The following is an 11,557-nucleotide window of genomic DNA, read 5'->3' on the forward strand; positions in this document are numbered from 1 at the left end:
CCCCGGCGGAGAGGAGCGGCCGCGTGCCGGAGCCGGTCGAGGCAGTGGATATGCGGGCGGCGCTGCTGCGGATGCGCCGCGCCACCGGGCTGCCGGTCGCGTTCGGCGGCCTGCTGACGGGTACCGGGCAGCTGCGCATCGCCGAGCTCAGCGGTACGGCGACACCGGCGCTGCGCGGCCTCGCGGTATCGGCAGGCAACGGTCTCGGCGGCAAGTCGATAGCGCTGTCGCGGCCGTGCGCGGTGACCGACTACCGCTCCTCGCTCCACATCAGCCATGAGTACGACACGGCGGTGGGCGCGGAAGGGCTGCACGCGGTGCTCGCCGTGCCGGTGGTGGTGCGGCGGAAGGTGCGCGGTGTGCTGTACGGGGCGGTACGCGAGCGGCTGTCGTTCGGCGACCGGACGTACAACGCCGCGGTCGAGGCGGCCCGCGACGTGGAGCAGTCGCTGGTGGTGCGCGACGAGGTGCAGCAACGGCTGGCGGCGGCGCGCGAGCCGGTGGCCGAGCCCGGCGCGTGGGAGCAGGTGCGCGAGGCGCACAGTGAACTGCGCGCGCTGGCAACACGCATCGCGGACCCGGAGCTGCGCGACGAGCTTCTCGCCGTCTGCGCCCGGCTGGCCGGCGGCGGTGGCGGAGCCGGGCTCGAACGGCCGGTCGCGCTGGCGCCGCGCGAGGTGGACGTGCTGGCCTGGGTGGCGACCGGCGCGACGAACGCGGCGGCCGGCGCGCGGCTGGGGCTGAAGCCGGAGACCGTGAAGGGCTATCTCCGGTCCGCGATGCGCAAGCTGGGGGCGCACACCCGGCTCGAAGCGGTCGTGGCGGCCCGGCGGGCGGGCCTGCTGCCGTAACATCCCGGCCGAAGCCATGAGAAAAGCCCCAAGAGGAAGCTGCTGGAAGACAGGCGCCCAGCGGCTTCCGTCCGACGTCACTGAGCGTTCGTACGCCTTGAAACTCACGACTTAAAACTTGCGACTCACGATTCACAACCCACGACTCACACCTCACACACGACTCACACCTCACGACTTACGACTTACGGAGCAGGCATGACGTACTCATCCGCCGGGCAGCTCGTCGTCGGGCCGGCGGCCGAGGAGGACTGGCCCGTCATCAGCGGGTGGGCGCACGACGAGGGCTGGAACCCGGGGATCAGCGACGCGCGGAGCTTCTTCGCCCAGGACCCCGAGGGGTTCTTCCTCGGACGCCTCGACGGAGAGCCCGTCTCCGCTGTCTCGGTCGTCAACTACGATGCCCGCTACGCGTTTCTCGGCTGCTATCTGGTCCGCCCTGACCTGCGGGGACGCGGCCACGGCCTGGCCACCTGGCAGGCTGCGCAGGCCCACGCGGAGGGCCGGACCATCGGCCTGGACGGGGTCGTGGCCCAGCAGCACAACTACCGCAAGTCGGGGTTCACGCACGCCCACAGCACCTTCCGCCACACCGGCGTCCTGTCGCCCCGCGAGCCGACGGGTGTACGGCCGGTCCGGGCCGCGGACCACGAGGCCATCGCGGCGTACGACAGCGCGTGCTACCCGGCCGACCGCCCGCGCTTCCTGAAGCACTGGCTGACCACGGACGGACACCGCGCGTTCGTGTGCTTCGACGAGGGGCACCTGACCGGGTACGCGGTGATCCGCCCGGCGGCCGGCGGAGTCCTCCGTATCGGACCGCTGTTCGCCGATACGCCCGTGGACGCCGAGGCGCTGTACGGGGCGCTGGCAGCCGAGGCCGGTACGGCGCAGGTCGCCGTGGACGTCCCCGAGTCCAATGCGGCAGCCGTCGCACTGGTCGGGTCGCTGGGCCTCACGCCCTCCTTCGAGACGGCCCGCATGTACACGGGTCCGATCCGACCGGTCGCCGACCAGTGCGTCTACGGCATCACGACACTCGAACTCGGGTAGAGCCGGCCTCTTTCCCGCCGGGCCGGACGGTTCGAACGGGTCTGACGGGTTCGGACGGGTCTGACGGGTCGCTCTGCACATCCGCGCCCGCGGCCCACGGACAGTCCGGCCCACGGACAGCCCGGCTCACGCGTCGAGGGCGCCGAACCCGATGTCGTGGACCCCGGCCTCCGTCATGCCGGTGAGCATCCGCTCGCCTTCGTCCGCCAGGGCCGCCCGGTCGGCGCGGGTGAGCCGGGCGAACGGCTCGATGCGGAGCGTGGCCGTGGTCCGGTGCTCCTTCAGCCGCCAGATCCCGGCGAGGAACCCGTCGAGCAGGAAGCTGCCGAAGACCTGGTTGCCCACGCCGTTGCGGCCCCGGTACTCGACGGGGATGACGCGCGTACGGTCCGCGTGGGCGAGCAGCAGATTGTCGAACTCGGGCAGGAAGCGCGGTGGTGCGGGGGTGTCCTCGTCCGGCCGGGGCGCGTCGGGCAGATCGAAGAGCTCGGAGCCGCCGGGACCCCGGAAGGTGACCAGCTGCGGCCGCAGCCGCTCGAACACCGCGGCCAGCCGGGTCAGTCCAGCCCACATCTGCATGTCCTTGACCGAGGCGGGCCCGAAGGAACGCAGATAGCGCAGCACGGTCTCGTCGGGTGCCGGGGCGGGCGCCGACGCACGGCCGAGCCACTGCCCGACGGTGGTGAGCTCGACCTGCCCACTGCGGCCCCACAGGCCGCGCGGGGTCACCTGCACGAGCGGGAGGCGGCAGCGGGCGGCCACGGCGAGGGCGAGCGGGTCGGCATCCGGCCACTCCTTGAGCAGGTGCTCCCTGAGCTCCTTCATCGTGCGGGGACGCTCCTCCACCAGGCCGCGCGCCAGCTCCGCAAGACGGTCGATGTCGACCCCGGCCAGCCCGGTACGGAAGGCCTTCAGCTCACGTTCGCGTGCGGCCTGGACGAGCGGCCGCAGGGTGAGGGCGTCCTCGGCGGTGTGCAGATGAATGGTGGAGCGCAGGGTCACCATCCGTACGGCCGCACGGCTCTCCAGCAGCTCCGACAGCTCGTACGGGTCGAAATCCGCGAGCCGGGACCAGAGCTGGAAGTACGGCGGCCTGGTGTTCTGCGCCTGGAGCCCCAGCAGCCGCGTGACGGCCTCCTCGGCGGGCAGCTCGGCACGGCGCAGCAGAAGCTGGCGTTCCAGGGTGGCGCGGTTGAGTGCGCGGGTGCTGATCGGGGCCATGCGGGGCACGCTACCCGGGCGCGCGGACGCCGCCCGCCGGGACGCCACCCGCCCCGGCCGCGCCCGAGCCCGTACAGCTGGACAACACCAGCGTGGTGCAGGCGGCGCTGTACCGCGAGGGCCGCCGCGTCTCCGCCCCCGACTCGCTCGCGGAGACCTTCCGGCAGTTGCGCGAGTACCCGGACGGGATGGCCTGGATCGGTCTGCACCGTCCGACGGAGGGGGAAATCCTCTCGCTGGCCGCGGAGTTCGACCTGCGTCCGCTCGCGGTGGAGGACGCCCTGGAGGCCCATCAGCGGCCGAAGCTGGAACGGTACGGCGACACACCCTTCGTCGTGCTGCGCGCGGCGCACTAACTGATCGTTTCAGAATGAGGTTCTGAGTCGTCTCAAGCAGATGATGCTGCAGGCGAGTTGGAGGAGTCCCAGGTGGAGGTCGGCGCGTATCTCGTAGCGGATGCGGAGCCGTTTGAACTGGTGGAGCCAGGCAAAGGTCCGCTCGACAACCCACCGGGTCTTGCCCAGGCCGGAACCATGCGGGGCTCCACGGCGGGCGATCTTGGGTGTGATGCCGCGAGCTCGGATGAGACGGCGGTACTTGTCGTAGTCGTAGCCGCGGTCGGCGAACAGCCGCCGGGGCCGGTGCCGTGGCCGGCCGCGCAGACCACGGATACGGGGCATCGCGTCCAGCAGGGGCATGAGCTGAGTGACGTCGTGACGGTTTCCGCTGGTCAGAGAGACAGCGAGCGGAGTTCCGTTCCGGTCGACGATGAGGTGGTGCTTGCTGCCCGGCCGCGCTCGGTCAACCGGCGAAGGTCCGGTGTGAGCCCCCTTTGAGGGCCCTGACGTGCGAGGCATCGATCGCCGCGTCGTCCATCTCCAGCAGTCCCTCTCTACGAAGTTCTGCCAGCAGGACTTCGTGCAGGCGGGGCCACACTCCGGCCTCGGTCCAGTCCCGCAGACGACGCCAGGCCGTCACCCCACTGCACCCGACCAACTCAGCGGGGACGTCTCGCCAGCTCACACTCTTGCGCAGCACGTAAACGATCCCACGCAGAGCAGCACGGTCATCGGCAGGCAACCGCCCCGGGTAGCGGTGCCGACGCGGCGCACGAACCGGCAGCAGCGGAGACACACGTTCCCACAGGTCATCAGACACAAGATCAGCAGACACCCAACAGATCCTGCCGACACATCACCCAACTGCCAAGGGACACATGAAACTTCATTCTGAAACGATCAGTAACTCGACGCCCCCGAGGAGGTCGACTTCGGCGAGCTGCATGTCTTCACCGGCAGGGACTTCCTGATCACGGTCAGACACGGCGCGGCACCGGACCTGTCCGCGGTGCGCACCCGCATGGAGGAGACCCCGGACCTGCTGGCGCTGGGACCCGAGGCCGCGCTGTACGCGATCCTGGACGCGGTCGTCGACGGCTACGCCCCGGTCGTCACCGGCGTGCAGAACGACATCGACGAGATCGAGACCGAGGTCTTCAGCGGTGACCCGGCGGTGTCCCGCCGTATCTACGAACTCTCCCGCGAGATGGTCGAGTTCCAGCGCGCCACCCGGCCCCTCGTGGGAATGCTGCACGCTCTCATGGCGGGATTCGCCATACGGCACACACGAGGAACTGCAGCGCTACCTGCGCGACGTGGCCGACCATGTGACGCACACGAGCGAGCGCGTGGACGGATTCCGCCAAGCGCTGTTTCCTACCGGGCCCGTCCCGGGGACGACGAACAGGCGGCCGCCTGCGGCTAGCGCACGCCTCTTGCGGGCCCCGCCCCGTACACTCGTTGGACCCTGGCACACGTTCCCGGGACCAGTCAGCTCTGGTCCGGTCCCGGGAACGGAGTGGACTGCAGGCGTTGCATCCACAGGGAGCTCAGATACTGGCCGTTCTTCACGGCGTACTCGTGGAAGGTTCCGATTTCGGCGAAGCCGAACTTGCGGTGCAGGGCCACCGACACGTCGTTCGGCAGGGCGATGCCGGCGAGGGCGACATGCACCGGTTCGTCGGCCAGGAGGGCGAAGAGCCCACGGTAGAGGGCGGTTCCCAGCCCCTGTCCTCTGCTGTCCTCGCCGAGTCCGATGCTCACCTCGACCGTTTCCCGGAAAGCGTCCTGATCGCGGTAGCACTGGCTGCAGGCATAACCGAGAACCTGGTTGCCGCGCCGGGCGACGAGAATCCGGTACGGTCCCGTCTCCGCGAACTGAGCGAACCAGTCCCGCCGCTCCTCCATGCGATGCGGTCTGGTGGCGAACCGGGCGTGCGAGGTCGCGGCCATGTGATTCTGGATGGCGACGATCCCGGGCAGATCATCCGTAATCGCAGGGACGAGTTCAACAGTGGTCTCGTAAATCTCGTGCAAGAGAGGCTCCTCACCTCACGGGGGATGTCATACCGGCACGCTATGGGCGCCGTCGGCCACACAGAACCCCATGATCCGAGGGCGCTGGCCATAAGCTGCGCCTATGGCCCTGGAACTCGCGGACCTGCGCGTCTTCGTCACCGCCGCATCCGTCGGCTCGCTGTCCTCCGCAGCACGTGAGCTGCGCGTTGCGCAACCGTCCGTCAGCGAGCGGCTGCGCCGACTGGAACGGCTCGTCGGTCAGCCACTGCTCGACCGCTCCAGCCGAGGAGTGTCGCTGACGCCCGCGGGGGAACGGCTGCTGCCCCACGCGGAGCGGTGTCTGGATCTGGCGGCTCGGGCCCTGGACATTGCACGGGAGGACGACACCCAGGGCACCTTGCACGTGACCACCCACGCCAGCTACGCACCGCTGGCCGTCCCCTTCGTCATCGGTGCCCTGCAGCCGCTCAGATACGCCGTCGTGGTCGACGACCAGCACAGTCAGGACGCACTCCAGCGGGTGGCCGCGGGCACGACCGACATCGCCATCACACTGCCGATGCCGCACGCTCACGAGGTACGGCTGCACACGTTCCGCAGTGAGCCGGTCATCGCGGTCTGTCACCCGGACCACCCGCTCACGGCGCGCCCCTGCGACATTGCAGGGCTGAGCGGCCACCCCCTCGCCGTGAACCTCTGGGGCAGCGGTGCGCAGCTCTTTCAAGAACTGCTCCTGGACGCCCCCACCCGCGCGCATCAGCTCTACCGCATCAGTTCCGCCGAGACGGCAGCCGATCTCGCGCGCTCCGGGCAGGCCGTCGCCGTCCTCACCCGCGCCACGGTCGAACGCGACCTCGCCGCCCGCACCCTGGTCGAACTCGATGTGAGCGACATGCCCGAATGGCACGTCCACCTCATGGCAGCCCACCACCGCGAACGCGCCGCCGAGCCCGCCATCGCTGCCGTGATCAACGCCCTGGGCCACCTCAAGTCCTGACCCACCGCACCCACGGACACCACCACGCGGGAAGCGCCCCGTCCCCACGCATCACCAGCCTCGTCCAAGCCGTCCTCACTCTGCACCTGACCAGCTCTGACTGAAGTTGGAAAAGGCTCACTGCTATCAAGGCCCGAACCCTCTGCGAACCGGGTGCGGCGTGAGAGAGCCTGCCGTTGAAGACAGAGATCCCAAAGAGCGTCTCAGTAAGCTACTACGCTGGCAGGACTACGAGTTGAGGTCGCCGCCAACAGTCCGCCCTCATCAGACTGAGAATGATTGTGAAGCGCGTCGGGCGTGGGCGAGCGCACGAAGCCATCGGTCAATTACATCGAGCATGTCCAGCGCGGGCTGCCACTTCGGCCCGTGATGCTCGCCTTCGGGGATGCGGCAGCGGGCCCGACGGTTGGCAGCTTCGGCCTTTGTCCCAGCTGCTGGGCAGGAACAAACGCCACGACAGTGGGCACGACGCGGTGTCGGACGCGGCCTGGACACGGACCCCGATCTGGCAGTTCCCGACCTTGCCCAGGGTGGCGGAGTGCTGTCTGGCCACCCCGGGCGAGGACGTTCCGTCCTTCGGGAACCCGGTGTCGTCCACCACCCACACCTGCGGCCGCACCACCGCCACCGCCCGGCGGGCCACTCCGGCACGAACCGTGTTCACCGGCCAGGTTGACGACGTCATGAACTGCTGCAACTGCTGATGGTCCACACCCAGCCGCCCGGCCATCGGCTGCATCGACTTCCGACGCCCGTCCAACAGCAGGCCCCGCAGATACAGCCCACCCTTCACCCGCTGATCAGCACGCACCAAAGGCGCGAACACCTCCCCAGCGAACTCCTCCAACCGGCCCCTGCACGCTACGAGTTCATCAGCCCTCATACCAGCAGGAAACCACCAAGGCGACCACCTGCCTAGACACGTAACAAAGCCCTACTAGCGGTGAACCTCCACGACAGGACCGTGCTCGACGCCCTCTCGACCGGCCTCACTGGTCCTCGGCGCATCCTCACGGTCGATGCACTCACGACGGCTGCCGCCGATGCCGAACTCGGCCGTTACGTCCGGGACCGACTCCGCAACTGGGCGGAATCCAGCTCACAGAAGAAGATCGACCTCACCATCGACGTCTGCGGCGGCCCCTGGGGCTTGCAGCGGCCAGCTCTCGCTCTCACCCGCTGGGGCAAAGCTGCAGGTGGGACGCCATTCGGTGATGCCAATCCGGTCGGTGCCTTTGAGGAGCTCGCTCGCAGGGACCCCACGATGGTGCACAAGAACCTCGTTCAATGGCTGCAGAACGACGAAGCCGAGTCCGACGGGAATCCACGCCGACGGACATTGGGATCCTTCCTGGCGCTCGTCTCCAGCGACGTAGGTTCGGACGTGGTCCACGCCGCATGTCAGGACGTTCGGAGTCGGGAACGGTTCGTCCATGCCTGGCAATCACTGTTGTCCATCAATGAGTCTGCCGAAGGGGTACTCCGACAACTCACAAGGTGACAGAAGCGGTTCGAAGAGGACACGGACCATCGGGAAGTCGTCATCGCCCTGCTCGCGGAGATCTTCAGCCCGCCACGACCGCTCAGTGTTCACACCCCGATGTGTACGCTCTCAGCAGGGGCGTCGATTAGTGACGACTGCGGACTGCGCGGACATATCCATTATGATGTCCTGTTCTCTATTTTCCCCGACCACCCGGAACTCGTACCTCAGTACAGGAGGACTCTGATATGGCTTCATCTCATGCCCAGCCGCTCACCAGGCTCGGTGTGCTGACCTTCCAGGCTGACGACGAGACGCTCGCCCAGGAAGTGCGCGCTCTTGTCGATCCGGCTGCCACGCTGCGTCTCAACGGAAAGGAGTCTGACGTGGCGGGTTATCTCCGGCACGTGTCGGAGCTGCGTTCCGCTATGGACGAGGGGACGATCACTGTGCTCGACGAGGTCAGCGACGGGGCGACAGGCACCGTGGCGGCACGGGTCACGGTGCGGATGGCCATGAAGGACGGATCTGTTGTGCAGGGCGAATCGCATCTCATCGGTCGACTCGGCGACGATGGCCGGATAACGAAGATGGTCGAGATCGGTCGGCTGCTCACGCCGGAGGACGATCCGGTCGAGGCGGGCTAACCTCGATCTTGCATGACGGTCCGCCGACGAAGTCGGTGGACCGTTTCGCTTTCTGTGGTTGGTGGTGGGTATGCCGACTCTGGCGGACAAGGGCTACATCAGCGCAGGCATCGGCATCCGCATCCCCAGCCGCCGCCCAAAGGGGCAGGTCAGAGAAAGCACTTCACGTCGAAACCCGCGTGTTCAACGCTCTGGTCCGGCACGTACGCGCCCTGGGCGAACGCACCGCCGCCGAACTGAAGCAGCGACCGGGCCGACGACGTCGACGGCCTTCGCAATGAACTGCGGGTCGGCGGACCGCTCAATGGTGTGAGGCCACCGCTTGATGCGGGCGAGGCGAAGGGAACCGGGTGAACCGTCTTACGGCGAGCAGGGCCGCTGTCTCATCGAGCCGGGAGGGTGGCGTGATGTGGACACGTGGCCGGCGCTGACCGTCTGCGGGGGCTGATATGGGTCGCCCCTGGCGAGGAGCCCCATTCCCCGCGGGGCGGGTCCTTCTCGGAGGTGGGCCCTCCCGCAGGAAGCAGGGAGCGGCCCGGCCGGAGATCCCTCTTGCCGGGCCGCTTCGTGTGCACCAACTGCGTAGCCGCGCCTGGACCACGACGAGCTGACCTGACCTCATGCGGTCTCAACTGGACCACTCCGGCCCCCACAAGACGCGATCTACAACCTGCGCCACGTGGGACCGGAAACCGCCAGCGTCACCTCGCAAACTCAACTCCGTCAGCCGCTGACGGGGGCAGGCACGGCGCGCGGCGATCACTCAGCGTGCTGGTCATACAGCCAGAAGTGCTTTTGGCACCGGCGCGCTCGGCGATCTGCACGACCGCTGTGCCGCCGCACCCCTGCTCGGTGAACAGATCCCCAGCAGCCACGACAAGGCGTTCACGTGCGCCTGGTTCCCGCCGGCTCGTGGATCCATCCCAGGTGATGGGACTCTTGTGCCATCACCCTGTTAGAGTGACGGGACAAGAGTCCCATCGCTGGAGGGGGAGTTTCCATGCGTGTCTTTGTCACCGGTGGCACCGGTGATCCACCTGGCGTTCGCCAACGACTTCAGCAGCCCCGGCGCCCTCGCCAAGGCGGCCGCCGAGGAAAGCGCCGCCATCGCGACCCTCGGCGAGGAACTCGTCGGCAGCGACCGCCCCTTCGTCACCGTCTCGGGTACGCCCTCGGTGCCGGGCCGTGCCTCCACCGAGGCCGACCCGGTGTCGGCCGACGGGCCGGTCGGTGGCCGTGGCCGCGCCGTCACTTCGGCCCTGGGCCTGGCATCGCACGGTGTCCGGAGCACGGCCGTACGCCTGCCGCGCACGGTTCACAACCAGGGCACGGGCGGGTTCGCCGGGCTGCTGACGGACATCGCACGCCGGACCGGAGTGTCCGGCTACCCGGGCGACGGCGCACAGCGCTGGCCTGCCGTGCACGCGCTCGACGCGGCAGCCCTCTTCCGGCTCGCCCTGGAGCAGGCGGAAGCCGGTACCTCCTGGCACGCCGTGGCCGACGAGGGAGATCAGGTGCGTGACATCGCCGCGGTCATCGGCCGACGGCTGAACCTGTCGGTCGAGTCGGTCCCAGCGGAGACCTACGGCCCTCTCGGCCCGATCTTCGCGAACGACCAGCCCTCGTCCAGCACCCACACCCGGCAGTCGCTCGGCTGGGAGCCGAAGCACCCCAGCCTCCTGGAGGACCTGGAGAACATCCAGCCCTGACCGGCGACCGGGAGGCCCACTCACTCGGTACTCGCGCCGACAACGGCAGACCCTCACCTACGTCACCAGCGGCCGACCGTCTCGGCGCGGCGACGTGCTGTCCCCGTCCATACCCAGCCGACGCGCTCCGGCCCTTGACTTGATTCCCCCCTCATCGCCAACTCCCAAGCACGCTGACGCCGGACCACCAGCCGCGCGGCAGCAACACGTCCCGCACTGCCGGCATCCCCGTGGCGAAAGCGGGTTCCACAGCATCGCCGGCTGTGCAGCTATTCACGTCCACAACCAACAGGAGGTCCCGTCATGGTGGCAGTTGTCTTTGGTGCTCGCGGTAACGTGGGCCGTCACGTGGCCGATGGCCTGCGGGCCGCCGGTGAGCAGGTCAGAACAGTAAGCAGAACCCCAGCCGCGGGTTCGGCACCCGGGTGGGAAGCAGTCACCGCCGACCTGGATCGTCCCGAGACGCTGACCGCAGCGCTCGACGGCGCCGACAAGGTGTTCCTGTACGGAATGCTCGACCCTCAGAAGCCCTACGACATCGAGAAGGTCACCGCGACGGCCACGGCCGCGGGAATCCGGCAGGTGGTCCTGCTGTCGTCGGTGTCGGTCCTGGACCTCGATGCCGACCACCCGGTCCCCCGCCTGAACCGCACGATCGAGCAGACCATCCAACGGTCCGGCATGGACTGGACGTTCCTCAGGCCGGGGACATTCGCGACCAACACCTGTACCTGGTGGGCCGAATCGATCCGCACCGACAACGTCGTCCGCCTTCCCTATCCGCTCGCACAGTCGGCACCGGTGCACGAGAAGGACATCGCGGCGATTGCGGTGACCGCCCTGACCGAACCGGGCCACTCGCATCAGGCCTACACGATCTACGGGGCCGAGTCCCTGACCCTGCAACGGCAGGTCGAGTACATCGGCGAGGCCCTCGGCCGCCGCATCCGGATTGAACATGTCTCCGACGAGCAGGCTCGCGCGGAAGTGGGCAGAACAATGCATCCGGTCGTGGCCGAGGCGATCGTCAGTCAGTGGGCTGCAGCCAACGGCGTCCACGCCCCGACCTCCGCCATCGCCGAAAAGATCACGGGCGCGGCCCACACCTACGCCCAGTGGGCCGGCGACCACGCCGACGACTTCCGCTGAGTTGTCGTCAACCTGCGTTGCGGTCGCGCCGGTTAGAACTCCGGCCGCCGTCGACCCGCTTGGTGGCCGGCGTCGTCGGCTGGACGGGCC

General features: G+C 68.5%; 12 protein-coding genes and 1 pseudogene. 9 read left to right on the top strand and 4 right to left on the bottom strand.

Features of this window, described 5'->3' with window-relative positions:
• The first annotated feature begins 23 nt into the window (after nucleotides 1-23).
• Together OG210_RS02195 and OG210_RS02200 are read left to right on the top strand one after the other, a co-directional pair.
• Nucleotides 24-851 carry a LuxR C-terminal-related transcriptional regulator gene (locus OG210_RS02195; protein WP_371534885.1) on the top strand — a complete coding sequence of 276 codons (828 nt, stop codon included), beginning with the start codon at nucleotides 24-26 and terminating at the stop codon, nucleotides 849-851.
• A 198-nt stretch (nucleotides 852-1,049) separates the two neighbouring features.
• On the top strand, nucleotides 1,050-1,904 hold the full coding sequence (locus tag OG210_RS02200) for a GNAT family N-acetyltransferase (RefSeq protein ID WP_328332942.1): 855 nt from the start codon (nucleotides 1,050-1,052) through the stop codon (nucleotides 1,902-1,904).
• A 126-nt stretch (nucleotides 1,905-2,030) separates the two neighbouring features.
• Here OG210_RS02200 and OG210_RS02205 read toward each other — a convergent pair whose 3' ends face one another.
• Nucleotides 2,031-3,125 (bottom strand): winged helix DNA-binding domain-containing protein, encoded by a 1,095-nt coding sequence (locus OG210_RS02205; protein WP_328332940.1) that lies wholly within the window; start codon nucleotides 3,123-3,125, stop codon nucleotides 2,031-2,033.
• Between the two features lie 92 nt (nucleotides 3,126-3,217).
• On the opposite strand from OG210_RS02205, the gene OG210_RS02210 reads away from it, so the two are divergent.
• On the top strand, nucleotides 3,218-3,481 hold the full coding sequence (locus OG210_RS02210; protein ID WP_371534886.1) for a CorA family divalent cation transporter: 264 nt from the start codon (nucleotides 3,218-3,220) through the stop codon (nucleotides 3,479-3,481).
• A 9-nt stretch (nucleotides 3,482-3,490) separates the two neighbouring features.
• Here OG210_RS02210 and OG210_RS02215 read toward each other — a convergent pair.
• Nucleotides 3,491-4,298 (bottom strand): IS5 family transposase gene (locus OG210_RS02215; RefSeq protein WP_371534863.1). Its coding sequence is split into 2 segments (ribosomal slippage): nucleotides 3,491-3,947 and nucleotides 3,946-4,298, totalling 810 coding nucleotides; the frame shifts between segments, so codons are not numbered across the junction.
• A gap of 72 nt (nucleotides 4,299-4,370) precedes the next feature.
• On the opposite strand from OG210_RS02215, the pseudogene OG210_RS02220 reads away from it, so the two are divergent.
• Nucleotides 4,371-4,902, top strand: a pseudogene (locus OG210_RS02220) (CorA family divalent cation transporter); the annotation flags it as partial.
• A gap of 52 nt (nucleotides 4,903-4,954) precedes the next feature.
• Here OG210_RS02220 and OG210_RS02225 read toward each other — a convergent pair.
• Nucleotides 4,955-5,500, bottom strand: a complete 546-nt coding sequence (locus OG210_RS02225) for an N-acetyltransferase family protein (RefSeq protein WP_371534887.1) — start codon at nucleotides 5,498-5,500, stop codon at nucleotides 4,955-4,957.
• A gap of 103 nt (nucleotides 5,501-5,603) precedes the next feature.
• On the opposite strand from OG210_RS02225, the gene OG210_RS02230 reads away from it, so the two are divergent.
• The gene (locus tag OG210_RS02230) at nucleotides 5,604-6,479 is read left to right on the top strand and encodes a LysR family transcriptional regulator (protein ID WP_328332936.1); all 876 of its coding nucleotides are present in this window, start codon (nucleotides 5,604-5,606) and stop codon (nucleotides 6,477-6,479) included.
• 322 nt (nucleotides 6,480-6,801) lie between these two features.
• On the opposite strand, the gene OG210_RS02235 is transcribed toward OG210_RS02230, so the two are convergent.
• Entirely contained in the window at nucleotides 6,802-7,362 is a 561-nt protein-coding gene (locus OG210_RS02235) for a transposase (RefSeq protein WP_371534888.1), read from the bottom strand.
• Between the two features lie 81 nt (nucleotides 7,363-7,443).
• Here OG210_RS02235 and OG210_RS02240 point away from each other — a divergent pair, with 81 nt between their 5' ends.
• The 4 genes from OG210_RS02240 (at nucleotide 7,444) to OG210_RS02255 (ending at nucleotide 11,467) form a co-directional block, all read left to right on the top strand.
• The gene (locus tag OG210_RS02240) at nucleotides 7,444-7,980 is read left to right on the top strand and encodes a hypothetical protein (protein ID WP_328332932.1); all 537 of its coding nucleotides are present in this window, start codon (nucleotides 7,444-7,446) and stop codon (nucleotides 7,978-7,980) included.
• A gap of 269 nt (nucleotides 7,981-8,249) precedes the next feature.
• Nucleotides 8,250-8,609, top strand: coding sequence for a hypothetical protein (locus tag OG210_RS02245; RefSeq protein ID WP_328332930.1), 360 nt, complete (start codon nucleotides 8,250-8,252; stop codon nucleotides 8,607-8,609).
• Between the two features lie 1,004 nt (nucleotides 8,610-9,613).
• Nucleotides 9,614-10,318, top strand: coding sequence for a 3-beta hydroxysteroid dehydrogenase (locus OG210_RS02250; RefSeq protein WP_371534889.1), 705 nt, complete (start codon nucleotides 9,614-9,616; stop codon nucleotides 10,316-10,318).
• Nucleotides 10,319-10,621: 303 nt separating this feature from the next.
• The gene (locus tag OG210_RS02255; protein WP_371534890.1) at nucleotides 10,622-11,467 is read left to right on the top strand and encodes an NAD(P)H-binding protein; all 846 of its coding nucleotides are present in this window, start codon (nucleotides 10,622-10,624) and stop codon (nucleotides 11,465-11,467) included.
• The last annotated feature ends 90 nt before the right edge of the window (nucleotides 11,468-11,557 follow it).

The organism is Streptomyces sp. NBC_00466 (assembly GCF_041433995.1).
GTDB lineage: Bacteria > Actinomycetota > Actinomycetes > Streptomycetales > Streptomycetaceae > Streptomyces.